Source organism: Candidatus Weimeria sp. HCP3S3_B5, from assembly GCF_052064335.1.
Classification (GTDB): Bacteria; Bacillota; Clostridia; order Lachnospirales; family Lachnospiraceae; genus Weimeria.
The window spans coordinates 1-24,120 of sequence record NZ_JBQHVU010000017.1; the positions used below are offsets into that span (position 1 = coordinate 1).

At 43.5% G+C, this 24,120-nt stretch carries 24 protein-coding genes; 4 read left to right on the forward strand and 20 right to left on the reverse strand.

Annotated elements, in window-relative coordinates; all coding sequences use genetic code 11:
• Positions 1-243: 243 nt before the first annotated feature.
• Positions 244-2,610 carry an HsdM family class I SAM-dependent methyltransferase gene (locus ACTNCK_RS08720; RefSeq protein ID WP_441082128.1) on the reverse strand — a complete coding sequence of 789 codons (2,367 nt, stop codon included), beginning with the start codon at positions 2,608-2,610 and terminating at the stop codon, positions 244-246.
• Positions 2,600-2,782, reverse strand: coding sequence for a helix-turn-helix domain-containing protein (locus ACTNCK_RS08725; RefSeq protein ID WP_441082129.1), 183 nt, complete (start codon positions 2,780-2,782; stop codon positions 2,600-2,602). The genes ACTNCK_RS08720 and ACTNCK_RS08725 overlap by 11 nt, the downstream gene beginning before the upstream one ends.
• 311 nt (positions 2,783-3,093) lie before the next feature.
• Between ACTNCK_RS08725 and ACTNCK_RS08730 the strand changes: the two genes are divergently transcribed.
• Entirely contained in the window at positions 3,094-3,576 is a 483-nt protein-coding gene (locus tag ACTNCK_RS08730; RefSeq protein WP_441082130.1) for a hypothetical protein, read from the forward strand.
• A gap of 129 nt (positions 3,577-3,705) precedes the next feature.
• Here ACTNCK_RS08730 and ACTNCK_RS08735 read toward each other — a convergent pair whose 3' ends face one another.
• Together ACTNCK_RS08735 and tnpA are read right to left on the reverse strand one after the other, a co-directional pair.
• Positions 3,706-6,627, reverse strand: a complete 2,922-nt coding sequence (locus tag ACTNCK_RS08735) for a hypothetical protein (RefSeq protein ID WP_441082131.1) — start codon at positions 6,625-6,627, stop codon at positions 3,706-3,708.
• 251 nt (positions 6,628-6,878) lie between these two features.
• Positions 6,879-7,304 (reverse strand): IS200/IS605 family transposase, encoded by a 426-nt coding sequence (tnpA, locus tag ACTNCK_RS08740; RefSeq protein ID WP_441082132.1) that lies wholly within the window; start codon positions 7,302-7,304, stop codon positions 6,879-6,881.
• Between the two features lie 95 nt (positions 7,305-7,399).
• On the opposite strand from tnpA, the gene ACTNCK_RS08745 reads away from it, so the two are divergent.
• A complete protein-coding gene (locus tag ACTNCK_RS08745) occupies positions 7,400-8,659 on the forward strand; it encodes an RNA-guided endonuclease InsQ/TnpB family protein (protein WP_441082133.1) in 1,260 nt (419 codons plus the stop codon).
• A 341-nt stretch (positions 8,660-9,000) separates the two neighbouring features.
• Here the strand turns inward: ACTNCK_RS08745 and ACTNCK_RS08750 are convergent, their stop codons facing one another.
• The 8 genes from ACTNCK_RS08750 to ACTNCK_RS08785 all read right to left on the reverse strand — a co-directional run bounded on the left by ACTNCK_RS08750 (position 9,001) and on the right by ACTNCK_RS08785 (position 12,835).
• A complete protein-coding gene (locus ACTNCK_RS08750; protein ID WP_441082134.1) occupies positions 9,001-9,336 on the reverse strand; it encodes a type II toxin-antitoxin system RelE/ParE family toxin in 336 nt (111 codons plus the stop codon).
• A complete protein-coding gene (locus ACTNCK_RS08755) occupies positions 9,302-9,583 on the reverse strand; it encodes a type II toxin-antitoxin system prevent-host-death family antitoxin (protein WP_441082135.1) in 282 nt (93 codons plus the stop codon). Before ACTNCK_RS08755 ends, ACTNCK_RS08750 begins: the two co-directional genes overlap by 35 nt.
• Positions 9,584-9,876: 293 nt before the next feature.
• Positions 9,877-10,035, reverse strand: coding sequence for a type II toxin-antitoxin system YoeB family toxin (locus ACTNCK_RS08760; protein WP_441082136.1), 159 nt, complete (start codon positions 10,033-10,035; stop codon positions 9,877-9,879).
• Positions 10,025-10,297, reverse strand: coding sequence for a type II toxin-antitoxin system RelB/DinJ family antitoxin (locus tag ACTNCK_RS08765; protein ID WP_441082137.1), 273 nt, complete (start codon positions 10,295-10,297; stop codon positions 10,025-10,027). The genes ACTNCK_RS08760 and ACTNCK_RS08765 overlap by 11 nt, the downstream gene beginning before the upstream one ends.
• A gap of 116 nt (positions 10,298-10,413) precedes the next feature.
• Complete coding sequence (locus ACTNCK_RS08770; protein ID WP_441082138.1) at positions 10,414-10,539, reverse strand: hypothetical protein; 126 nt, start codon at positions 10,537-10,539, stop codon at positions 10,414-10,416.
• 186 nt (positions 10,540-10,725) lie between these two features.
• On the reverse strand, positions 10,726-11,499 hold the full coding sequence (locus ACTNCK_RS08775; protein WP_441082139.1) for a DUF4097 family beta strand repeat-containing protein: 774 nt from the start codon (positions 11,497-11,499) through the stop codon (positions 10,726-10,728).
• 26 nt (positions 11,500-11,525) lie between these two features.
• Positions 11,526-12,503: a permease prefix domain 1-containing protein gene (locus ACTNCK_RS08780; RefSeq protein ID WP_441082140.1), complete on the reverse strand. Its 978-nt coding sequence runs from the start codon at positions 12,501-12,503 to the stop codon at positions 11,526-11,528.
• Between the two features lie 2 nt (positions 12,504-12,505).
• The gene (locus ACTNCK_RS08785; protein WP_441082141.1) at positions 12,506-12,835 is read right to left on the reverse strand and encodes a PadR family transcriptional regulator; all 330 of its coding nucleotides are present in this window, start codon (positions 12,833-12,835) and stop codon (positions 12,506-12,508) included.
• A gap of 519 nt (positions 12,836-13,354) precedes the next feature.
• On the opposite strand from ACTNCK_RS08785, the gene ACTNCK_RS08790 reads away from it, so the two are divergent.
• Together ACTNCK_RS08790 and ACTNCK_RS08795 are read left to right on the forward strand one after the other, a co-directional pair.
• On the forward strand, positions 13,355-13,903 hold the full coding sequence (locus ACTNCK_RS08790) for a TetR/AcrR family transcriptional regulator C-terminal domain-containing protein (protein ID WP_441082143.1): 549 nt from the start codon (positions 13,355-13,357) through the stop codon (positions 13,901-13,903).
• A 149-nt stretch (positions 13,904-14,052) separates the two neighbouring features.
• Positions 14,053-14,400, forward strand: coding sequence for a TetR-like C-terminal domain-containing protein (locus tag ACTNCK_RS08795; protein ID WP_441082144.1), 348 nt, complete (start codon positions 14,053-14,055; stop codon positions 14,398-14,400).
• 158 nt (positions 14,401-14,558) lie between these two features.
• Here the strand turns inward: ACTNCK_RS08795 and ispD are convergent, their stop codons facing one another.
• From ispD to fliB, 8 genes are all read right to left on the reverse strand, one after another.
• Complete coding sequence (ispD, locus tag ACTNCK_RS08800) at positions 14,559-15,269, reverse strand: 2-C-methyl-D-erythritol 4-phosphate cytidylyltransferase (RefSeq protein ID WP_441082145.1); 711 nt, start codon at positions 15,267-15,269, stop codon at positions 14,559-14,561.
• Positions 15,269-17,410 (reverse strand): DUF7088 domain-containing protein, encoded by a 2,142-nt coding sequence (locus tag ACTNCK_RS08805; RefSeq protein WP_441082146.1) that lies wholly within the window; start codon positions 17,408-17,410, stop codon positions 15,269-15,271. The genes ispD and ACTNCK_RS08805 overlap by 1 nt, the downstream gene beginning before the upstream one ends.
• On the reverse strand, positions 17,407-18,279 hold the full coding sequence (locus tag ACTNCK_RS08810) for an ABC transporter ATP-binding protein (protein WP_441082147.1): 873 nt from the start codon (positions 18,277-18,279) through the stop codon (positions 17,407-17,409). Before ACTNCK_RS08810 ends, ACTNCK_RS08805 begins: the two co-directional genes overlap by 4 nt.
• 88 nt (positions 18,280-18,367) lie before the next feature.
• The gene (locus ACTNCK_RS08815; RefSeq protein ID WP_441082148.1) at positions 18,368-19,663 is read right to left on the reverse strand and encodes an adenylosuccinate synthase; all 1,296 of its coding nucleotides are present in this window, start codon (positions 19,661-19,663) and stop codon (positions 18,368-18,370) included.
• 135 nt (positions 19,664-19,798) lie between these two features.
• Positions 19,799-20,674, reverse strand: coding sequence for a DegV family protein (locus ACTNCK_RS08820; protein WP_441082149.1), 876 nt, complete (start codon positions 20,672-20,674; stop codon positions 19,799-19,801).
• 40 nt (positions 20,675-20,714) lie between these two features.
• Positions 20,715-21,902 carry a bifunctional phosphopantothenoylcysteine decarboxylase/phosphopantothenate--cysteine ligase CoaBC gene (gene coaBC / locus ACTNCK_RS08825; RefSeq protein ID WP_441082150.1) on the reverse strand — a complete coding sequence of 396 codons (1,188 nt, stop codon included), beginning with the start codon at positions 21,900-21,902 and terminating at the stop codon, positions 20,715-20,717.
• A 1-nt stretch (position 21,903) separates the two neighbouring features.
• Positions 21,904-22,977 carry a peptide chain release factor 1 gene (gene prfA / locus ACTNCK_RS08830; protein WP_441082151.1) on the reverse strand — a complete coding sequence of 358 codons (1,074 nt, stop codon included), beginning with the start codon at positions 22,975-22,977 and terminating at the stop codon, positions 21,904-21,906.
• Positions 22,978-23,042: 65 nt separating this feature from the next.
• On the reverse strand, positions 23,043-24,104 hold the full coding sequence (gene fliB, locus ACTNCK_RS08835; RefSeq protein ID WP_441082152.1) for a flagellin lysine-N-methylase: 1,062 nt from the start codon (positions 24,102-24,104) through the stop codon (positions 23,043-23,045).
• Between the last annotated feature and the right edge of the window lie 16 nt (positions 24,105-24,120).

Sequence of the window (24,120 nt, forward strand, 5' to 3'; positions counted from 1 at the left end):
AAAAAAGCGTGCCGCAAAATGCAACACGCTCTGGTAGGAATATTTAGTTAACTCAGATAATAAAATGCAGTTTTTGTGACGCCGGAGGGAATTTTAATTTGGCGTATGACACTAATGGCAGGTCAGTTTTATTTGTGAATCACCTTATTTACACTGAAAATTGACCCATCTGGATCAGATCTTTTCACACTTATTTAATTCGGTTGAAGCCACGCCCCTTTATGGGGCGTGGTGATTGACTACTTATTCGCTCAACAGAGCTGTGACTTTATCGGATAATTCTGCAACCTTTTCAGATATAGTCTTATCCGTATCTTCTATCCTAGATTTTGGTGCTACCAGTTTTATTCTTTTCAATCTCTTTAGTATTGCCATTCTTCCGTAAAAGAATCTCCACCTTTGCATGTTTATCTGCGCCGCAAACCAAACCAATTCAGAAAAAGTCATCTTATACTTTGGTATCAAAACTCTTACAGCACTGCCACCATTTCCACGAGCCATAAATCTCCATGGTTGAACACTAGCTCTTCCAAAACAAGTTACAGTTATAGCACCATTTTCAAATACTTCTCCGTCAACATCTGCCACCAATCTAACGATACTATTCAATGGGTCTCCTGAAGAAATATAAGGGCAAGAGCCATCGCTATAATTACTCTCACCACTAGATTTTCCGCCTTTAACATGAAAGAATTTTTCAATACTGCCCTCTTTCCCATAAGGCATATCGGGAAGTTCTGGCAGTTCTGGAAAGTCTGGTATTACTTCATCCGATATGTCCTCAATACTCACAGCGGCTTTAAGTATTGATTTCACGATATCTTCCCTATATTTTTCCTGTTCCTCCTCCGGAAAATCTGGTTGAGGTAAATATTGTTCAGGACAAAATTCTGCACCCTCCTTTAAAATTTCTCCTGCTTCTATTACCGTTACTAAATTCGATGAAGTCTTCCTTCCTGTTCTAAACTTTTTGAACTCTGATAAAACCTCTCCTAATTGCGAACCAGAAGTCTCAACTCTTTTGCCCTTTAGTTTTTTATACCCATCATTCCATATTTTAGCCATGAAAACTTTATCGGTTGTCTCCTGAGGTCTCTTTGCCCATGCTATCATGATCGTTGTATCTACCGCAGTTGGATAAAACAAATCTCCTGGCAAACTAATCATCCCCAATAGTGTATGTTTCTTTAGAAAGCTATTTCTCCATAAAGAATTATCATCATCTGCAAATATCCCCGATTTTACAACAACAGCCATTAGTCCTAAAGTTTGAAGTGTATCCATAGCTGCATCTATAAAATCTCTTTCCGGTTCATCTTCCTGAGAAAACGGAGGATTCAACAACGCCTTTGTAAACCTACCAGATACTGCTTTTTTACTTTTATCATCAAAGCAACTCGCATTTTCAATATTACTTTTTCCATCCCCCCTAAAAAACATATTCAATGTCGCAAGAGCCCACACCGTAGGGTTTGTGTCAAATCCATATAAAGATTCTCTGATAACGTTATGTGGGATTCCCATTTCTTTATATGTTGAAAGCATTCTGTCAAAAGCTGCCACTAAGAAACCACCAGACCCACATGCAATATCAATTACTTTATCTTTAGCAGTTACATCAATCAGCTCTGCACAATACTTCGTAATATGTCTCGGCGTAAACACAATTCCCAAAGAATTATTGTCATAACCATAACGGATAAATGCCTCGTAAAGCAATCCCAAAAAATCAGTGTCAGTCTGAAGAATAGATCTAATATTCAGCATTTTGAGAATATATATAATCTTTCCCATTCTAGGAGCTAATCTTGAATAATCAGCTTCTGACATCTTTAATGTTTCTATCAGTTGCTTCTTTTTTGTTCCCTCAAAATGATCGGTGGAGTTAATCGCGTCCGCAACCAACTGATTTATGGAATTTAATTCATTGCCTGCTGTTAAATCTATTTCTCCTTGATACATTGCAGTTATTACTGCACCCAACACTTTAGGCCTTAATGACGGTTCGATTTTAGCTGACCTTAATATTGACGAAAGTTCTATAGCAGTTGCGATATAATCCGAAACATTTGGTATAGACACTTCTGTTGTTCCATTATTTGTAATTATTGCATTATCTACTTCCGCTACACTTGGAAAACTTGTAAGAACAAATCCACGCGCAGATAAATCTATCCAGTCCTTACCATTGAAATACTTTGTAACAAACAAATACCCGTTATCTTCTTCGCCTGCAACACCAACTGCAATATTTACTTTATATTTTCCATGTTTGTTTATGGCATCCGCATATCCTATTGCTTCGTTTACTGCATTGTCTATTTTATTCTTTTCATTTTTAGCCTCAACAACTACTATTGGCTGATAATTTTTACATACTAAAAAATCAGGCTTTGTCTTTCCAAGCCCTGAATCTGTAAAATAATCTTCTATCTCTTGCTCTTCGAGAAATTGTCCCCCTTTCTGTGGATGCCTGACATCCCATCCTTTTTGAGCAGCAACTTTTCTCACAAGATATCGACATCTCGATTCAGCTCTTTTACTTCTCGCCATTATATCTTCTCCTTTTTCGTTTTCGGCATTACCAAATCGCCTTCCGCTACCTGTCATCCGACTTGTACCATGCGGGAGTCGGAAGCAGGGTTATCCCATAATCGTTGTAGGCGTCGATACGGTTGCCGAGCATAAGGTTCCATATCTTACGGCAGCAGCCGAAGGTCTTTGCAAATAAGATTTTCTGGTCGGCTGTAGGGTACAGCCTGTAAACATATGCTTTGTTCATAATGATATTATAACATATCTGAGCCAATAAGAAAACGAACATTCTGTTCTTATCTGCTTCAGATAAGCACTATTTACGGGCTTTCATCTCGGGAACAAGTTCCCGAGAATTCCCGCCCGATTACTTAAACACAAATTTCTCTGCTGATAGGTCTTTGTTTGTTTAGAGCCACCTTAATTTTTTAAGATGAAAAAAGAAAAACTTTTTGAAAGAATTTCAAAAAAACTATTTACAGAAATCAGATTTATGAGATAATAATTATAGTAAAAAGTAAACAAAGTTTCATGTTTTAAGATAAGGAGAAAATATATATGACAAAGAAGAAATCTACAAAGAGGATTAAAGTAATGGCGATTGTGATGGCACTGTCTGTTATTGTGTGTGGTGTCGCCGTAGGGGTTGCTGCGAGTACGAAATCTGATTATAGTGGTTATTACATTCCGACTGCCGATGGGCAGGATATTGGCAAAGGTATTCCTTATGAGGAAGATACTGATATCAAAAAATTTCTGGACAAAGATAGGCAGTTCAATAGATATGCCTATCAAGAGGTCATGGAATATAGCCATATAAACGCAATTGCTTTATATGAATTACACGCTAAATGGGTTTATGATAAAAGTGATCAGATATATAAAATTTCTTTTACGCCTGACCCTAAAAATGCAGCAACGTATTCCATACTACAATATAATTCAAAATGCCATTATCTGAAAAAGTTTTTAAATAGAGATAATCTTACGCCAGAACAGATAGAGAAGATAAAGAACTTCAAGTATCCTGAAGGCTTCTGAATAACTAAAGTCACGGGTGTCAGCCCGCATGAGCATAAAAAGAACCATCCTTTTCTCGATTGAGAATTGGATGGTTCTTTTTTATTAAACTATCAGACGTTTGGAAGAAGTGACCAGACTGACTGCTATCTATTCACCATCAGCAGCTTCATTATCATCGTCATCATCATACTGACTGCCATCATCTGCATCGTCGATTGCACCACTGTAATCTATATCATCTATACCCTCGTCTTGTTCGATATTATAATCGTTATCGTACAGCTCGGGCTCTTCAGATATATCTATCAGTGTTTCATCATAGTCATCATCTTCAGTCTCAGTAACCTCCGATACTTTATTTATGTCGGTTACGATCTTATCAACCATCATTCCGCCATTTTCCTTGTCTTTTACAACCTGATAATAGCTATCATTTATTCTGATAATACCATAATGCACTTTTCCATTTGATGATACATAATACGGCACTATGATAATATTCTTCTGATCCTTCTTGAATTTATCATCCTCACGTACATTTTTTACAGATGTTATAGTCGGAATCAGATATGATTCAATATCTTCATTTCTTTTGAAGGCAGTCTGATGATTGTCTTCATGTGAGATATCGATATCTTGACTATTTTTATCGTCTTTATCTGGTTCGAAAAAACTATGCTGCTGGGTCAGCAGGGGAATATCTCCCAGGAGATAGTTGTCTATATCAGCCTCAGAGCTGTCTTTATCAAGCCATATTGTCCTTTCTTTTACATTGTTGATATTGTAGTCTTTCTTGTTAAAGTGTACCTCTCCTGTATCATTAAGAGTCCTCATGAATGCTACATATCCGGATACACCATCTTTATTTCTGTTGTTCCATTTCAGACGGAGCACTGACTGTCTTATCTGCTGAAGCGTGGTATCCTGATTTTCGGTGGTATAGTATCCTCTTTCGAGCATATAGCCGTCAACATACCTGTCACCGTTCTTATACTTACCATAGCCTGCTACAGTAGGATCGTTGTTCAGCTCCTCAAAATCGAAATCTCTGTTGTTGACATCATATATGCCTACATAGGTGATAGAGACAGATTTAGAGTCAAGACAGACAGCAGTAGGATCTTTCTGTTTGTCGCTGAATTTAGCCCTGCATCCGGTATTTGTTCCCTTGCTGTCGTCATTTCCGTCAACATGTTTCTTTGATTCAGCCTGCTCCTGCGACAGCTCTGAACGACCAGACTTATAATACACAGCTCTTACAACATATACATATTCACCAGTCTTTGCATCGTCAGGCATTATATCTCTGAACAGTATGTAGTTCTGCTTCTTCTGGCTCTGATTATTACCACTTGATGCACTATCTTTTTCTCCAGACTGACTGCCTTTATTCGTGCCTTCTGTCTGTTCTTTTTTATCCTCATCATCTTTTACTGTATAGGTGACTTCAGACATATCAGATGCAGTGATATTCGGATCGTAGTCATAACTTGGCTTTCCAGAGAACACAGGTGTTGCGTCTTCGTCCTTGCTATCTCTTACAGTATCGTCGTCATTTACATATTTACCGTTGAGCTTACGCCATCTGTAAATATCGTAATGGTCTACTTTACCGTCAGCAGGTTTTCTCCACATAAGGAAGTTTACTTTGCCGTTGGACTCGGAACGGATTTTGGTTATGCTTTCAACGTCGCTCTTTATCTTGTCACTCTTCTGACCTTTTTCCTTTTTATTCAGAGCTTTGCTGTAGTCATTACTGTAATTTGATGCATTGATACGTCCGAAGTCATATTCGCTGCCTTTTTTCTTTTTGCTGTTCTCTACAACTTCATTGGCATCAGCCTTCTCACCGCTGCTGTAAGTGTCATAGCTCTCATGCAGATCGAGTCCGTTAGACGAATTCTTTTTGTCATATGTAGCAGGTCTTTCAAGGAAAGCTGTCCTCTGACGTACAATCTCATGGCTTGAACCAGTATATACCGACCTTTCAGGAGCGGATTTATACTCGTCCAGAGCTTTTGAACTGATTGCCATGTCACCGGATCTGCTGTTCTTTACTCTCTGCTTCACCGAATCAGAACCATCAATAAGATTTACCAGATCTTCAAGCTGAGTGCTGGTCTCAGGTATAAGCTTATAATATGTGCTGTCAGCATCCTGAGCACCTGCTCTGTCACTTCTGTCATCCGCATCGTAAGGTCTTCTGCTATATTCCTTATGCCCGGCATACAGCTCACCATAAGCTATAGCCTGTACTCTTACATCATAAAGAGTATAGTCGGTCATATCCTTATCGTTAAGTTCATATCCGTACTTGTCCGTAAGGGTTGACTTATCTTCTGAAAGTTCATCATCGATAACATTTTCAAGACTGGCTTTCAGATATCCTTTATAATCGCCAGTCCTTTCAAGTTTTCCTTTTACGTATGCAGTGTTAGCTTCCTTGCCCTTGAGTGGACTTTCATTCAGCTCGTTCTTGTCATACTTGACAGTTTTTGCATAAGTAATCTCGTACTCATCGGCATTGGTTACAGGTTTCCAGTAAACAGTCAGTGAACGGTTGCCTTTGACAACCTTTACATCTTTGACTTCCGGTAAATATCCTGCTTCTGCATAATCGCTTACTACGGAATGGGTAGCTGCCTTGTCAATGGCTGCCTGTCCTGCTGCTCCGTCTGCCGGGGTTTCATGACCAACAGCTATAACCCGATACTGATATACGCCGCCATTTTTAACTGGTATATCAGAAGGAGAATCTTTTTTATCAAGCCTGTCAAGGAACACGGCTTCGTCATGCTCCATATAATAATATTTGTTCTGATTATTCTCATCTTTTGAAGAAGTATCAGTGATTCCATCAGGCATATCAGGAGCACTGTAGTTTACTCCATTATAATTCTGATTTTCCTTGTCATCTTCATCTACGAGTACAGAATATGCATCTTTGTTGATTTTTGCAATATTTACCCAGCCACCAGTGCCGTTTGTTGCACTGTACTTTCTTCTCTGGATGTAATATCTGTCAGCAAGACCATCAGTTGTAAAGTGAACCTTTACTGCATAAAACACCTTTATCCTTAAGTCTCTTTACGTAATATTTGATCTGATCGACCTTACAGTCCAGATTTTCGGCAATCTTACTCTGAGAAACTGATGGTTTGATTCTCATCTGATCAATGATGCCTATTTCAATAGCTGATAGTTCCACATCACCTTGGGTAGTCTCCCCATCCATCTCGGCATCCAGCGGTACAATTAGATTAAGAGCAGGTATCTCCCGACTTTAGTCGGGAGATGAATGCGACAGATACTGCAAAATTTCATTTTGAATACTGATTCTGGATATATTTTTCAACTACATCTTTACTCATGCTGCCAAGAGTGCTCATAAAGTAACTATGGCTCCAGAGATGCCCACCCCAAAACCTGGATTTCTTTATTTCTGGGTGTGCTTTAAAGAACAGTCTTGCGCTGCCACCCTTTAAGGCCTTGACTATATCCGTGGGTGCGTATTTTGGTTTAAATGATATCAGCATGTGTATGTGATCCGGCATGACCTCCATAGTTTCGATCTCGACATCATTAAGGCTGGCTATATGCATTAAGATATCTTTCATTTCATCCACAAGCTCCGGGGTAGTAAAAGCCTTCTGCCTGTATTTCGTCACCCATATCAGGTGAAAATGAAAATTGTACACATAATTCCGTTCATAATGAGCACCTTCAACCCGTGGTTTGCGTTTCATATGTGTTACCTCCTAGTACGATAATTATAGCATATAATACTTTATTTTCAATCTCATATGTGTTATAATATCATCATAGAAAGGAGGCACTTCTTATGAAGGCTATGAAAGATTATAAATATCATGCCGGTATCGTACTGCGGATATATCCGTCAGACTGCCAGAAGCATCTGATAGCTGTAAATTCAGGCTGCCAGAGATATGTGTATAATCACCTCGTAGCTGTCAATAATGAGATATACCGCCTTTCCAAAACAGCAGAGTTCGTACCTTGCGACAGACAGCGTATAGACTACCTCAAAAGTGTACGGCACCATTCAGATATAGCGAACCAGGCACCGTTCCTTTATGGCAGCGAAGTCGATAAATATGTCATCGACAATGCGATCATAAATTACCAGACCGCATGGAAGAACCAGAAGGAACGTCATCTTGGAGCGCCTGTATTCCATAAGAAAGGCTATGCCCAGTCGTACCAGACTAACTGCCATTATAGTAAAAATGGCACGGGCAGCGTTCGTTTTCTGGATGAAAGCCACCTGATATTACCCATCCTGAAACGTATCCGTTTTGCAGGCTCGAAGAAGCGTATCTGGCAGATACTTGACCGCAGCCATGAAACTACGGATAACTTTATCCGTATAGGCACAGTCACGATATCACGTGACTCATGCGGCGAATATTATGTATCACTGGCACTTGCAAGTGACACCCCGTTCAGGGAGTGCCGTAAAAAAGCAACAAACAGTCCGATTGGCATAGATATGAACCTGTCAAACTTCTGCACGATGTCTGATGGAACTGTAGTTCCAAATCCGAAGTACAGGAAATCTGTTCAGTCAAAAATAGCCAAAGTGCAGCGGAAGGCATCCCGGCGCATGGGGCGGGCAAAAGCTGACGGGAAAGCACTAAAAGACGCAAAGAATTATCAGAAAGCCCGCAGACAGCTGGCACTTCTGCACAGACATTATACCAGACAGAGAGATGACTTTATAGGATGTACCTCTAACGATGCAGTCAAAAACCACGACTTCATCGCAGTGGAGCATCTTAACATAAAGGGCCTTCTTAAGAACCATAATCTGGCAATGGCGATATCCGATGCGGGATGGTATAAGTTTCAGACGGCAGTATCGCAGAAAGCTGTATCTGAAGGGATACCATTCATCCGTGTACCAGCAAGGAACACCACTCAGAAGTGCAGTCACTGCGGACACGTCTGTCACGGCGATGAAAAGATCGTTCTCGGCCAGGATAAATGGGTCTGTCCTGAATGCGGCACCCATAACCTGCGGGACGTAAACGCAGCGATAAACATACTCAAACTCGGGCTTCAGATACTGTCGGAAACCTGAAACAGTTATATCAGCTGGTTTGGCAACTCACCAGCTTAACTGTCCTCTAAGTGGCGGATCGACACTTTATATCCTGCGGGGTATCTAGCGAGTCTGCTGTATCTGGATAAGTTGTGGTATGTGATCATGTATCTTAAGTACCTGAGTTACACCCCACAAGCCCCCGGCTTTAGTCGGGACGTAGTTGACAACAAAGTGATCATCCTGATACCTCCATGTCACTTTTCATCAGAGTCGTCATGCCTGTTTCTTGACGGTTCTTCCTTCAGACTCCTGACTATCATGACCAGAACAAGCGGCCACAGAATCATCAACTGTAGATAAGCCAGAATTTCATATTATCAGAATGATGTCTTCCTGAAAACTTTTTCCTGATCCATGCCGCCGTATACCACCCTGGCAATCTGAATCTCATTATTTTCAAAATCCGCTATATAATATGCAATATAATTTTTTACAAGAAATTTGCGTACATCATCACGAATGATATACTCATTATTCACAGGTATTCCGCTTTTTGGCGATTTACAGATTTCTACAGCTTTTATGTCGAATTCATCAAAAAAAGCATCTGCAGCATCCGGATTTGATAAATTGAATGAAATATAATCATATATTTCTGCCATGTCTTCTTTAGCAGCATCAGACAGCCGATATGTGAATATTCCGGTCTGCATGCGTCCTCCTTATTTCGTCAAGGGCTTCTCTACCATCTGTCGTATGTCCCTGCTCAATATCCCGGAGACCCTTGTTTACAATAGAAGCCTCTCTGATCTTCCCCATCGTCCGTTCGTAATAATCCATGCTCATGACGACAAGGCTCCCGTATCCGTTTTTAGTTATATAAACAGGCCCGTCCGTCTCGTTGCACCTGCGTTCAATCTCTGTTGTATTCTTCAGATCTTTCATTGGTATAATAGGCATATTGCTTTCCTCCTTGTGGCTATATCATACACTATATTCAGCCATAATTCAACCCAGGATTTTGCTACTACATAATATTTGGCCGTTTGACAACCTTATCTTATACATGATATATTAAGAGTAGTATTTCGAGGAGGATAATATATATGTCACTTACTTATCTTGAATGGAACTGTCCGATGTGCGGGAAGAAGATGGTCTTATGTCAAGATTTAATACAAGTTAAAATGAGAAATTTTCCACATTAATTTGCTCCACTACGGATCTTATAGAATCCATATTTAATCATGCGATCAATGATCGCCGTAATGTCCTCTACATGCAATAATATAGAGCACCTCACCCTCAACATAATATACTATCCTATCAGCTTCATTGATGTGACGGCTCCACCATCCACTCAGATTTCCTTTAAGAGGTTCAGGGCTTCCCATTGCAGCTTCATTCATCATCCTCTAAAAGCTCATGCTCTGAAAAATGTGCCTTGCCATTATCTATGTCATTCCTGATTTCTTCAAGGTAATTAATATTTTCGTTAGAGTAGAATGGATCCGCTGTTACTGCAAACGGTATACGTCTCTCGCGGCCTACAGTCTTTGCAAATATTGTAAATGCAGCTGTCATTGTAATACCCATATCATGACATGCTGATTCCATATTTTTCTTGACAACCGGATCGAGCTTAAAATTTACGTTAACTGCTGTCTGCGACATAAATATCATCTCCTTCTGCTTTCTATAATAGCATCCAATAAAGCAAATGTAAAGTCATTTTCTTTATTATTCTGCTATGGATTTATACAGAAATCCTGATTTCTCAACATCCCAACTTACCTTTGGTATGGCACCTCATCCGGATGCCGCCTGCATAGCTCAATGCCATGATCCAGTGCCTCTTTTGCCTTATCCACATCTGAGAGTAATGACAGATTCAGAAGTTCTGTAAGCAGAGACAATATCTTCGCCTGAAAAATCTTATAGCATCCGCCTGAAAAGCGGGTGCTATATAAAGACACGTGTGACTGAATTTTCACTTGACAAATACAAAAATCGATCGACTGACTAAGTGGTCTTATGTCAAGATTTAATACAAGTTAAAATGAGAAATTTTCCACATTAACTTGCAATTTTTCTCTTCCTTATCATTTAACAATGATATCGCCGTTATCGGCTTCAAGCGTCATGTCCTTTGCGCCGTCGCCTGCTATTAATCCATTTCCCGAGTCGAGAGTTCCCTGATAGATTCCGTCGCCTATTCTGATATCTCCGTTTCCTCCGCTCAGATGATATCTGTAAGCCGAGCATCCATCAGAAGGGCTTATTATCAGATCACCGTTTTCACTTGAAAGATCCGAGGTTTCAAAGCTGATCCTTTCCGCGGTGATATCCCCGTTATCTGAGGAAGCCACAAGAGAGGCGCCAAGAATATTTCGCATGACTATATCCCCGTTATCTGAGGAAACAGTCAGCTTATCGGCAGACAGAGAAGGTGAAGGAGCAACTGTTATGTCTCCGTTTTCGGCTTTTACCGATATCTCAGTAAGCCTGACAAGCTTCTTCGGAACCGTCACTGTAAGAAGACCCTTCGGTTTTTTCTCCGAAGAAGGATCAGTGACCACAAGGGTTTTCTTATCAACCTCATATGAAGGGAAGAGTGACCCGTCACCCCTATAGGTAATCGAATATTTCTCACCGGAGCGCACACAAACATCTGCTTCCTTTAAATTTATATCAATGCCGGAAAACGGCCCGGTTTCTTTTCTTATTGACTTATCCCCCTCAGAGTGGTATCCGAAGAAGAAGTCACCGTCCGATACCGTAAGAGACGGAAGCCCAAAACGGATGAAGATCCCATAGCAGACAGCCGCTATTGTAAGAAGCGTAAGAACAAGTAAAAACACCCTTCTTTTTTTCATTACAGATTATCTCCTTTCTTTCTCCCTCACAGATTCCGTATCAGATTATAAGCTACAGCCGCGATCGGCCAGATGATCCAGGTGATATCCCATCTGAATGTAAGAAAGCTTATGATAAGATAGACGCAGCTTACTGTCGGCCAGTATACCGGCATGACTGCATCGAGAAACCGATTACCATAATGCACTTTCTTCTGTTCTTTATAGTAATAGCCACCCATCTTCTGACTGCTGTTAAGACCAAGGAGCGTGATATAGCTCTTTTCCCGGCCGGCAGCTGCGACAAGGATCCAAACTGCGATCCCAACCATGAAGAGAAGAATCGTGACTCCGATTCCTGAATTCACTGGATCATCGTCAATGTAATCAAGGACTATAAGAGGGATATAGCAGGAGCAGAACAAGAGTACGGCTATGGTCCGCTGCAGAACGAAAGAGCCGTGAGAGTTCCTCAATCCGTCATTTACCATTCCTGCCGTCGAGTAGTCGATACTGCACGGCATCCGCCTTATAAACGACCACCTGCCCATCCTGAGTGCGCTGTAAGTCAGCAGAGCAACTGCGGCTGCTATTGAACAAAACAGAAATACAAGACCGGCTGTCATCGCACCTTTGGCTGATGATGCATGATATGTCGCTGCCAGGATAGGTCCTGATGAACAGATAATTGCAAGGAAAATCCCGAACCCACGCAACAATCCGCAGAACGAAGCATCGTAAATATATGAGTGCACCTCGTCCTCAGTTATCTGTCGGATATTATCCGCATACACATTGTCGCCATGAAGGATATGACTGATGCCAAGCGCATCTGACAGCTCTTCGAGATTGCCGAATTCTGCTATTACCTGTGCCACAGCTTCATTATCTGATTTCCCGGCTTCTATAAGCTCCGAATACTTGTCCTCCATCATCTGTCCCAGCTCGCACTTCGCCCTGATCACTTCCTGTGTGTTCGGGAGCCTCGCAAACATCGATTCAAGATAATTATGAATAGTTTCCATTATTAGTCCTTTCTTATGAAATGCTCGATCACGCGTTTAGTAAGTTCCCATTCGCTGCACTTCTCACTATAATACTGATGTCCCTTCTCTGTAATCCTGTAATATGTCCGCCTCTTGCCATTATCCGCGTATCCGGGAAACGATTCGAGATATCCGTTCTTCTCCATCCTGGTAAACGCGGAATACAGGGTCGTTTCCTTAATGATATAACAGTCATCTGTCATATCCCGGATCCTCTTCGAGATCTCATATCCATAGGATGGGGAATCAAGTAGCAGACTCAGAATGATGGTATCATTATACCCTCGGATTACATCACTGCTGATTTCCAATCAATGTCCTCCTTTTTATATATTGCCTGTCGTACTACGTCAGTAGTATTACGACTGTCGTAGTATCATTGCAAAAAAATCATACTACATCAGTCGTAGTATGTCAAGTTAATAAAAGATATCCTGTCTTTGCAATGAGCAGAATTCCCCTTTGAAAATTAACTCCCAGCGTGTATACTATATGAGTGACCGTCTTCAATGATACCGGTCCTGTCAAGGAATGAAAGAATATGAACCGAAAAGTATGTTACTATTCACGGCAGGCTTCTGTGGGGGTTCACGACGGACGCACTTGTGCGGACGTTTGAATACCCACAGAAGCCTGCCTGTGAAGCAGGAACCTCCCCAGCAACCGCAGACTTTTAGCATCGAAGATGCGGCAAACGCGCGTAAGCGCGGTTGGTCTGCGGTCTGATTGGGGAGGTGCCGTGAATAGTAACAAAGTATCAGGGATTATGCTTACCATAGGATGCGCCGCCCTGATCACAGCAAGGCCTCAGAAGAATAATAATGCAGCAGATGATGAATGAAAAAACGAAATACAGACTTGCCGAATCCATGAAACAGCTCGTGAAAAAGAAGCGCATAGACGCCATCACAGTAGCTGAGATCATACAGCTCGCTGACGTCTCAAGGCCTACTTTTTACAGGCATTTCCGTGACAAATACGATCTCGTGAACTGGTTCTTCCAAAAGCTCTGCGACAGGTCATTCATGCAGATGGGCGTCTCTCTTACTATAACCGAGGCCCTGAACCGGAAGTTTGAGTTCCTTCGTGGCGAGAAGGACTTTTTTGCGGCGGCCTTTTCGTGCCGGTCGCAGAATAACCTGATGGACTACGACTACCATTGCATCTACCAGTTCTACTCCGACTTCATTAAAAAAGGCGGTGAAGCTGACTTCACTCCGGAGATCCGTTTTCTGCTCGAGATGTACTGCCACGGCTCGATAATCATGACGGCGCAGTGGGCAGTGAGCGGAATGACGACTCCACCTGATAAGATGGCCGCTTTTCTCGTGGAGGCTCTTCCTCCGAAGCTCAGGGAAAAGTTCATAAGTCTCAGCTGATGTTACAAAAACCCCGGAATGTTACATTTGAAACGTTTCGGGGCTTTTGTTATTTGAAAAATCGGCCAGTACGGATACAATGAAAATGTAAGGAAATTTTCAGCTGTTAAAAGGAGGAAATTCTGGAACGCCATGCGCGATTCTTGATCATGAAATGGACCAATGAACTGGAATCAGATCCGAATGCAAAGCCATGGGATGTATTCGAGAGTCTATTCCGCCATATAAAAAATCACCGGACTTTTTATGAAGTTCTTCATAAAACCGGAAAAGACTCCATTTTGCGGACATCTCTACGCGAGAAAATCGGAATGACAGGTAAACTCTCCAGTGAGGAGGCTTATGATAAGGTATTCTTTGCGGATGGGATCAGTGGATGGATTGAGGAATGGATAGAAAGAGGCATGCAGGAAACACCAGTAGAATTGAGCACAGCACTCTATCACTATTTCAATGAAGTCTTATCAAATCTCGGTAAGATATTCACATATGGCTAACAAGGAAGCTGTCTTCGTTAAGCTCGAACTTCGTCTTCGACTCGTTCTCGCTAATCTCAGACAGCGGCCTCGCTTGTGGCTTGAGCTGCGCTTTTGGCTTGCTCTCGCCTACAAGCTTTCGGCCTCACAGAACGACCTCGCATAGGATTCAGACTTCGCTATCGCTCGTCTTCATCTCTATGCTTTCGGCCTATATGAAGCGACAGCCAGTCCATATCTGACGGCGTCGTTATCTTTCTGTTATACTCATCTCCGGCAAGCGGATGAGCCTTTATTCCAGCTCCCTTTTCCATCACCATCACATCATCTGTGATCTCTGCCAGATCATACCCCTTGCTTTCCAATGAGGCATAAGCATTCAGGATATCATCCCTGAAGAAGGCCTGAGGCGTCTGCATGCCAAAAAGCCTGCTCCTGTCAAGAGCCGGAAGAAGCTCCCCGTCAGGAGCAAGCATCCTTATAGTATCCTTTACAGGAATCACCGGAACGACTGACCGGTATTTTTTTACTGCATCAATAGTATCAGCAATAAGCCTCTGTGAAATAAGAGGCCTGGCACCATCATGGATAAGTACGATATCCCCCTCGGAAGCATTTATCCCATTAAGGACTGAAGCAGCCCTGCAGGCTCCTCCGACCGTGATGCTTCTGCACTTGCTGATATGGTATTTTTCTACTATCTGGCTGCACAGATCCATATACTGCCGGCTGCTCACAAGGACGATCTGGTCAACAGGGCTTTTTTCAAAGGCGATCAGACAATAGGCTATCAAAGGCTTCCCCCCTACCTCGATAAACTGCTTGGGCTGATCCGTCCCCATCCTGCTGCCCTTACCGGCAGCAAGGATAACAGCACTTATACCCTTCATTATCTCCTCTTCCTGTAGACTACTACGACAATACCGCAGGCAATGAGCAGCACCGGTATGAATATACCGAAGAAAAAGCCATAGACCTTTATTACCTTTGCAGATACGGTAAGGGTTTCCTGACTTATGGACTTGGCAGGTATATTAAGTGACTTGCCGCTCTCTTCCGGAAGTATGTATGAGAATACATCTGAAAAAAGTGTCTCATTTCTTCCAGATACGACCTGGTTCATCGAATCGGTAAAGGCATAAGCAGATCCGAAGGCCGCTACCCATCCCTTGCCCTTCTTTGAGATCAGCCCCAGAGAATACCTGCCCTGAGTGTCATTGCCCTCCTTCTTTATCTTTGCCTGACTGTCAGAAACGGCAGCAGTCAGATCATCAGAAGACTGGCTGTTCTTTGCTATGGCCTTTTTACCTGTGACTGCCAGGTTCATGTATTTAAAGCCCTTATCTCCTGTCTTTGACAGACCTACCGAATAAGGTATAATGACCTGAAGAGTCCCGGTCACATCACTTGTGGCCTTTGTAGACTTCACCTCAGGAAGCAGCAGATAAGGACTCTGATAATAGTAATTCTCATCTGTCTCTGCGATTGCTCCGTCTGTTGTCGCTATCCCCTGATCCTTTAAGAATTTCCTCAAGTTCGTAAGAGATGAATTCTTCATTACATCAAGGGCTACGAAGACTCTGCCTCCTCCGCTCACATAGCTCTCAAGCTTCTTTACGTCATCATCGGAGAGATCGCTCTGAGGCCCGAAAATAAGCACTGCGGATGCATCGGAAGGTATCTTGTCATTCTTAAGCAGATTTAGATCTGCTGTCTCAGCATTAATCTTCTCAAGGGCTCTCTTAAATGTGGCATCGAGCTCAGGCTCACCATGCCCGCTTAAAAGATATATCCTTGACAGATCCTTAGCATCAAGATAATATATGGCCCCGCTGACCTGGCCCTCGATATCATAGCCCGATATCTTCTGCGAATAGGTAGTATAGTCAACAGATGACTTATAGAGATCATCTACCGGAATGACCTTGCTCCTCTTACCAGAAACAACGATAAGGCTTCCTGTGGAAAGATCCTCAGATGTATACCTTGATGCAAAGGTAGGATTCTTGTCAGGATCTACATACTTGACCTTTATATGGTCCGAGGCAGCCTGATACTGCTCCAGAGTCTTCTTCAGAGTGATCTCGTAATCATAGGTAAGAGATGACTCCTTTGCCATACAGTAGATAGTCACATCCTTATCAAGGCTCTTAAGAAGCTTCTTTGACTTGTCATTCAGTGTATAGTACTTCTCAGCAGTCATGTCAAATACAGCTGCCTTTGCCGGAACCTTTGCCATAGCAAAATTCCCAAGCACTGCTACTGCTGCGACAGCCACTAAGGTGACAAATGAGAATGCTGACAGGGAAAGCTGCTTTCTCGATACATTGTATCTTCTCTTCAGTATGATCTGGGTCGTAAGCACAAGGCAGACCATTATCACACTAAGGAAATATACCACGTGCCTTAGTGAGAGGCTTCCGGAAAGGAAGTCAGAAAGAGGCGTTATGAAGTCATACCATTTAAAGACCTTTGCCAGTGGTCCTGTCAGTGAAAAGGTGCTTGCAAAGGATTGTGATATATATCCTGCGAAGATCAGAAGAAATGATACTACTGCAGAAACTATAAGGTTTCCGGACAGAGACGATGCAAATAGTCCTATGGCAAGAAGAGCAAGTCCGTATAGGAGCATACCAAGAAGTGCCGTATAGTTTTCCCTTAAGGAAACCTTTCCGAACAGGCGCAGCACCAGAGGAGAAACAGCCATTACAGCTATAACGCAGAAATAACAGCAGGCAAGTGCTGCATATTTTCCAAGGACTATCCTTCCTACAGAGACAGGTGATGTAAGTGTAAGCTGATCCACCTTGTCCCTTCTTTCAGCGGCAAAGACCCTCATAGTGATAACCGGAACCGTTATCAGAAAAATAAAGGACATACCGTTAAGAGCATAGGATATGGTAGGGATCCCCTGATATAGGTTGTAGACAGAAAAATACAGGCCGAATACAACGAGATTCAGTCCCACGAATATATATCCTGTCATGCTGCGGAAAAATGAAAGAAATTCTCTCTTAAATATGGCGTTCATCTGTCCTTCCCTTCTCCTTCCTGTCCGTCTGTATCAGTTGATGCATGATCGAGCTCGGTCACGTCCTTTTCAAGTTCCTCTATATTGTCTTCATCGATTATATCCTCCTCGTCCTCATAGCGTGAGGCCTGCCCCTCATCAGTGACAGTAGCCTCCTCATCGCCATCAGTCAGTTCAAGGAATACATCCTCCAGAGATTCATCATGCTCTTCCAGCAGATGCTCTGTATTGTCAGAAAGCACCAGTCTTCCCTTTGATATGATAAGCACATGGTCACATACCTCCTCTACCTCGGAAAGTATATGTGAGCTTAGTATGACGAGATGATCCTTCTTAAGGGATAGTATCATTTCCCTCATATTTACTATCTGTCTCGGATCAAGTCCGGCAGTCGGCTCATCGAGAATGATAAGCTCGGGATCACCGATAATGGCTGATGCAAACCCGACTCTCTGTCTGTAGCCCTTTGATAAGTTTTTTATAAGGCGTTTTTCTACATCAGCTATACCGCATCGCTCAATGGTCTCTGATACAGCATCCTTGCGACAGTCCCTCTTTACCCCCTTAAGCTCAGCATCGAATTTCATGAATTCAGCTACTGTCATATCATTGTAGAGAGGAGGGATCTCAGGCATATATCCGATAAGGACCTTCTTCCTGTTCTTAGGAAGCGTAAGATCCTTATCATCCAAAATGATAGATCCTGAGCTTGGCGCTATATATCCTGTAAGCATGTTCATAGTCGTGCTCTTCCCTGCGCCGTTGGGCCCTAACAGACCCAGTATCTCACCCTTATTCCCTGTGAAATCAAGAGAATCGACGACTGTTCTCTTTCCGTACCTCTTTGTAAGTTTTTCTACCTTTAGCATATTTCTCCTTTACAATCTTAAAAGCACAGTCTCAATTCTAGATCAAAACTGTGCCTTTTAATTGCTTAAATTATGAACTTTTTGTGTTTTACCTGTTCAGAGGACTCACACGGTAAATAATGTCGTCTCTTGATGGTCCATTTGATACCATGGTAATAGGATAGCCTATCTGCTGCTCTATGAAGTTCACATAGTCCTGTGCCTCCTCTGGCAGATCAGAGAACTCACGGATGCCCCTGATATCGCATTTCCAGCCTGGAAGTGTCTTATAAACAGGCTTTGCCCTCTTTAGGTCTTTTGTCACAGGGAAGTCTGTCGTCTCCTTACCGTCGATCTCATATGCAACGCATACAGGGATCTCATCTAAGTATCCGAGATCATCGAGGACAGTAAATGCGACGTCTGTTGCCCCCTGTAGCCTGCAGCCGTACTTGGATGCCACGCAGTCATACCAGCCTACTCTTCTCGGACGTCCAGTCGTAGCTCCGTATTCTCCGCCGTCTCCTCCGTGATTCCTAAGAGTCTCTGCTTCATCCCCGAATATCTCTGAGACGAATTCTCCTGCTCCTACCGCAGATGAATAAGCCTTGGATACAACGACTATCTGCTTTATCTCATATGGAGGGATTCCGGCTCCTATACTTCCAAATCCGGCGATAGGCGACGAGGAGGTGACCATAGGATAGATCCCGAAATCAGGATCCTTCATAGTGCCAAGCTGTCCCTCAAGCAGGATGGTCTTGTCTTCCTTTATCTCTCCCTCGAGAAACTTAGGAACGTCGCAAAGGTAGGGCCTTATCCTGTCTCTTCTCTCCTTTATCCAGGCAAGAAGGCCCTTTCTGTCAATCGGATCTGTATGATAGAGGTTTACAAGAAGTGCATCCTTTATATCAGCTATATGATCTATCTTCTCGAGCAATGCGTCATCATCCTGATAGAACTCATTTATCTGCCAGCCGATCTTCGCATATTTGTCTGAATAGAACGGAGCTATTCCTGACTTGGTAGAACCGAAGGACTTTCCGGCAAGACGGGCCTCCTCCAAGGTATCGAAGAGGATATGATAGGGCATAAGTACCTGGACCCTGTCGCTTACTATGATCTTCGGCTCAGGAACTCCCTTTGATTCGATATCGCCTATCTCATGTAAGAACTTGTCAATATCAAATGCAACGCCATTTCCTATTACATTTGTGATGTTTGGATGAAAAACTCCCGATGGGAGAAGGTGAAGAGCGAACTTTCCATACTGATTGACGATCGTATGTCCGGCATTGGCGCCGCCCTGAAAACGTATCACCACATCTGCCTGATCAGCCAGGGTATCTGTGATCTTTCCCTTGCCCTCGTCGCCCCAGTTTGCTCCTACAACTGCCTTAACCATATGTACCTCCTGTAAATAATTGTTGCTTATGGTCCTGCTCATGCAGTCCCCATGTCATATGATCGTGCCAGGCCTTCTCCGTTGCAAAAGACGGGATCCGCAAATATTACGGCACATATAAACGCCCTTAGGCGGTTATATCTCTTTCAGGAAACTCTTCGAAGTCGTACATGCAAGAGTCCCCGGTCCCGTATGGACCGTAATCACGGTCGATAATTCCTGAATCTTTATCTGCCTGTCAGGGAATACTGATAGTATCTCATCACGGAACTGCTCCGCCGCCTCCAGATTATTGGAGTGTGCGACAGAGATCACACAGCCACTGCCGTCAGGATCACCGAATCTCTGATGGGTATCCTTTGCTATCGCTTCTATCATGATCTGCTTGGCCTGCTTTACTGTACGGGCCATTGCGAACTTATCGAGCTTTGCTCCCTGTATGGTAAGTATAGGCTTAATATGTAAAAGTGATCCTATAGCTGCCGCTGCAGGAGTCACCCTTCCGCCCTGCTTCAGATACTTGAGCGTATCGACCATTATATAGATCGATGAATCGCCTGCCGTATCCTCAAGATATTTCTTGATCTGCGCTCCGTCCCTGCCCTGATCTGCAAGAGCCTTTGCCTCAAGGACAGACAAACGCATGGTAACAGATATCCTGCGGTTGTCGACTACGAATACCTTTCCAGCATAATCATCATCCTCGGAAAGCATCTGGGCTGTCTGACAGGACGACGAAAGTCCCGATGAAAGCGGTATATAGACTACCTGATCGTACCTTGACAGAAGATCATTCCACTGATCAAGTAGATCTCCTACGATCACCATAGAGGTATGGATCTCATGGCCTGCTGCCTGAAGCTCATAGAACCTCTTGTGGTCTATGTCCACTCCCTCTCTGTATAGCTTGTCATCTATATAGAATGGGTTTGGGATCGAGTAAACTCCGAGCTGTTCAGCCTCATCAGGCAATATTCCGCTGTTTGTGTCAGTAAGGATCGCTACGCTCATATTTTCTCCTTTTCTTTTCTTCACACGAGATATGATTATATCACATATCAAGTATAAATGTAAAGATTCGGTCTGCTACCTGATCCTTTCCCATTATAGGCAGCTCCTTTGTCTCTTCCCTCGTGATAAGGGTAACGACATTAGTATCGCAGCCGAATCCGGCTCCTTTTTCTCTCAGGCTGTTGGCAACGATAAGGTCACAGTGCTTTCTTTCAAGCTTGCTCCTTGAGTTCTCGATAAGATTCTCAGTCTCCATGGAAAATCCGACTATTATCTGGCCTTCTTTTCTGTGCTCACCTATATATGAGAGTATGTCAGGATTGGACGCAAGCCTTATGCTGTCAGGCATAGTCACCTTATGGATCTTTTCATCAGCACATTTCTCCGGCCTCATATCAGCAACTGCCGCTGTCATTATGACTATATCTGCCTGGTCTGATCTCTCTGTCATTTCGTCAAACATCTGCTCGGCGCTTCTTACATTTATGATCCTTACTCCCATAGGAGGCTTAAGACTAACAGGTCCGCTCACAAGGGTCACATCAGCTCCCCTCAGTGCCGCCGCCCGTGCCAGGGCATAGCCCATTCTTCCTGTGCTGTGGTTTGTGATAAAGCGGACCGGATCTATATCCTCCTGGGTAGGACCGGCTGAAATCAGCACACGTTTCCCGTCAAGATCGTGATCTCTTGCTGCCAGAAGCATAATCCTTTCCTCTATATCCTCAACCGGAGCCAGCTTACCCCTTCCTGTATCCCCGCAGGCCAGATAACCCGAATCTGTCTCTTCCACATCTATACCATAGTGCTCAAGTCTCTTTATATTATCCTGAGTGATAGGATTATCATACATTCTGGTGTTCATCGCAGGATAAACTATCTTCCTGCAGGTCGATGCCAGAAAGGTCGTGGTCAGCATATCATCTGCTATGCCTGCTGCCGCCTTTGCTATAAAGTCAGCCGAGGCCGGTGCCACAACAAAGAGATCTGCCCGCTTTGCCAGAGAGACATGCTCCACATTGAACTGGAAATTCCTGTCAAAGGTATCGACAAGGCACTTGTTGCCGGAAAGGGTCTCGAACGTGATCGGATTTATGAAATTAAGGGCATTCCTTGTCATTATGACATTCACATCGGCCCCCTGCTTCTTAAGGAAGCTTACTATATCACAAGCCTTGTAGGCAGCGATCGAACCTGTGACTCCTATTACTATGCATTTTCCCTTCATCATCTTATGACTCCTCAAGCCTTGCAAGCTTCTTCGATTGATCTGCTGTAATAAGGGCATCGAGTATCTCTGTCAGATCCCCGTTCATAACGTCGTCAAGTCTGTACAGGGTAAGCCCTATCCTGTGGTCGGTAACCCTTCCCTGAGGGAAGTTATAGGTCCTTATCTTTTCAGACCGGTCTCCCGTTCCTATCTGCGAGAGTCTCTCGTCCTTTTCCTTGGCCTGCTTCTCCTGAAGCTTCAGATCGTAGAGCTTTGCACGCAGAAGAGCGAAGGCCTTGTTCTTGTTCTGAAGCTGGGACTTCTCTGTCTGTGAATAGATGACTATTCCTGTAGGATAATGGGTAAGTCTTACGGCCGAATCAGTCGTATTTACACACTGGCCTCCGTTACCGGATGCTCTCATCACATCTATCCTTATATCCTTCTCATCTATCTCTACATCCACCTCCTCTGCCTCAGGCATTACCGCAACAGTGGCTGTAGATGTATGGATCCTTCCTCCCGATTCGGTCACAGGAACCCTCTGAACACGGTGGACTCCGGACTCGTACTTAAGGATAGAATAGGCTCCCTTTCCACTTACAGTAAAGTTCACCTGCTTCATTCCTCCTATTCCTGTCTCCTCGCACTCTATTATCTCTGTCCGCCAGCCTCTCGACTCAGCGAACTTGATATACATCCTGTAGAGATCAGACGCAAACAGGGCAGCCTCGTCTCCACCGGCTCCGGCCCTTATCTCCATTATCACATCCTTTTCATCATTGGGATCCTTTGGCAGAAGAAGGATCTTAAGCTTCTTAGCAAGCTCCTCTATCCTCTGCTCGCTCTCTGCCTGCTCCTCCTTTGCAAGCTCGCGCATCTCCTCGTCCTTTTCCTCCTCCAGGACGGCAAGAGCCTCCTCCTTGTCATTTCTAGCCTTTTTGTATTCCTCATAGGTATCGACCAGCGGCTTTATGCTGTTGGCCTCCTTCATCAGCTTCTGGTATGCCGCTCCATCCGAGGCGATCTCCGGCTGGGACACCTTATGCATGATCTCGTCATATCTGATCTGAAGCGTTTCTATATTTTCAAACATGGTCTTCTCCTAATCTCCTGTTCCTCGGGCTTATTTTACACTTCAAGCGGCCTTTAGACAACCCGCTAGAGCTCATCCTCAAACCAGCCTATAATCTTATTCAGATTATTATCCGAATGCTCGGCCTCTCTGGAAAAAATATACATTGCCTCCTCCGGACCAGGCCCGCCATCCGCCTCTCCTATCATCATGACCCATCTTAAGGTATATACACAAAGCATGGCTCTGGCGTAGATCTGCCCATCATAGATGCTTCCGCAGAAATAGGTATAGAGCAGGGATTCAAGGATCCTTTCGCAGATAAGCTTGCTCCTTCCCTGAGGATACATGGCGCTTCTCCATTCGTTTGAGCGATCATCCCGGCTCCTCCAGTAGGATAGGGTATTCAAAAGTACCCGTCTCCAGGAGGGATGCATTTCCTCAAGCTCCATAAGAAGCGAAAAGCTTTCTATCATATAGTCATGGGAGAAGATATAGCCGTTTCTCCTGCCTTCTCTTTTTTCTAAAGCCTCATTATAATCGATCTGATCCATTGAGGCCAGATCTCCGTAGTCATACATAGCCTGCAGCTTAAATGCTGCTTTTGCTATCATATCCATCCTTTCTTCCAGACAGATATCGTCCTTTCTTAGCAGGGCAAGCATCTGTTCTCTCTGAAAACCAAGCTTGTCGAAAAGGAAATAGTCAAAATCCCCGTAATCATCACAGTCATCATCCTCTTTATCCTCTGTCTCTGTAAAACCCAGATGGTCCCCGGCCTTAAAGACCATCCTTACCACCTCCGGACATGACAGGGAAAGTGAGTATTCTCTGATATCAGGAAACTCCTCTATATGTCTTGGATAGAGACGGCAGGTATCACATAGATAGTCCTCTCCAAGCGTACTCTGAAGTCTGCAGAGCCCGTTATCCATAAGCATGCTGCAGCTGCTTCCCTTCTGCCTGAAAAGGCCATTGTCCTTATCTATGCCTGCCATAAGCTCCTGGCTGAATTCTCCCTTATATGAGCTGTACCCTTCAAGGCTTTTATCATCTATTACTATCTGCCAGCCCCTGCAGCAGTTGTCCGGACATCTGTCAGCAATACAGCAGAAGCTGTCAAAGTCATTCTGTTTTCTTCTTAGCATCTGTCTTCTCCTGATC

Coding starts and splice junctions, on each gene's coding strand:
- ACTNCK_RS08720 (WP_441082128.1), bottom strand. CDS start 2,610: ATGACAGGTAGCGGAAGGCGATTTGGTAATGCCGAAAACGAAAAAGGA.
- ACTNCK_RS08725 (WP_441082129.1), bottom strand. CDS start 2,782: ATGAACAAAGCATATGTTTACAGGCTGTACCCTACAGCCGACCAGAAA.
- ACTNCK_RS08730 (WP_441082130.1), top strand. CDS start 3,094: ATGACAAAGAAGAAATCTACAAAGAGGATTAAAGTAATGGCGATTGTG.
- tnpA (WP_441082132.1), bottom strand. CDS start 7,304: ATGAAACGCAAACCACGGGTTGAAGGTGCTCATTATGAACGGAATTAT.
- ACTNCK_RS08745 (WP_441082133.1), top strand. CDS start 7,400: ATGAAGGCTATGAAAGATTATAAATATCATGCCGGTATCGTACTGCGG.
- ACTNCK_RS08750 (WP_441082134.1), bottom strand. CDS start 9,336: ATGCAGACCGGAATATTCACATATCGGCTGTCTGATGCTGCTAAAGAA.
- ACTNCK_RS08755 (WP_441082135.1), bottom strand. CDS start 9,583: ATGCCTATTATACCAATGAAAGATCTGAAGAATACAACAGAGATTGAA.
- ACTNCK_RS08760 (WP_441082136.1), bottom strand. CDS start 10,035: ATGATGAATGAAGCTGCAATGGGAAGCCCTGAACCTCTTAAAGGAAAT.
- ACTNCK_RS08765 (WP_441082137.1), bottom strand. CDS start 10,297: ATGTCGCAGACAGCAGTTAACGTAAATTTTAAGCTCGATCCGGTTGTC.
- ACTNCK_RS08775 (WP_441082139.1), bottom strand. CDS start 11,499: ATGAAAAAAAGAAGGGTGTTTTTACTTGTTCTTACGCTTCTTACAATA.
- ACTNCK_RS08780 (WP_441082140.1), bottom strand. CDS start 12,503: ATGGAAACTATTCATAATTATCTTGAATCGATGTTTGCGAGGCTCCCG.
- ACTNCK_RS08790 (WP_441082143.1), top strand. CDS start 13,355: ATGATGAATGAAAAAACGAAATACAGACTTGCCGAATCCATGAAACAG.
- ACTNCK_RS08795 (WP_441082144.1), top strand. CDS start 14,053: ATGAAATGGACCAATGAACTGGAATCAGATCCGAATGCAAAGCCATGG.
- ispD (WP_441082145.1), bottom strand. CDS start 15,269: ATGAAGGGTATAAGTGCTGTTATCCTTGCTGCCGGTAAGGGCAGCAGG.
- ACTNCK_RS08805 (WP_441082146.1), bottom strand. CDS start 17,410: ATGAACGCCATATTTAAGAGAGAATTTCTTTCATTTTTCCGCAGCATG.
- ACTNCK_RS08810 (WP_441082147.1), bottom strand. CDS start 18,279: ATGCTAAAGGTAGAAAAACTTACAAAGAGGTACGGAAAGAGAACAGTC.
- ACTNCK_RS08815 (WP_441082148.1), bottom strand. CDS start 19,663: ATGGTTAAGGCAGTTGTAGGAGCAAACTGGGGCGACGAGGGCAAGGGA.
- ACTNCK_RS08820 (WP_441082149.1), bottom strand. CDS start 20,674: ATGAGCGTAGCGATCCTTACTGACACAAACAGCGGAATATTGCCTGAT.
- coaBC (WP_441082150.1), bottom strand. CDS start 21,902: ATGATGAAGGGAAAATGCATAGTAATAGGAGTCACAGGTTCGATCGCT.
- prfA (WP_441082151.1), bottom strand. CDS start 22,977: ATGTTTGAAAATATAGAAACGCTTCAGATCAGATATGACGAGATCATG.
- fliB (WP_441082152.1), bottom strand. CDS start 24,104: ATGCTAAGAAGAAAACAGAATGACTTTGACAGCTTCTGCTGTATTGCT.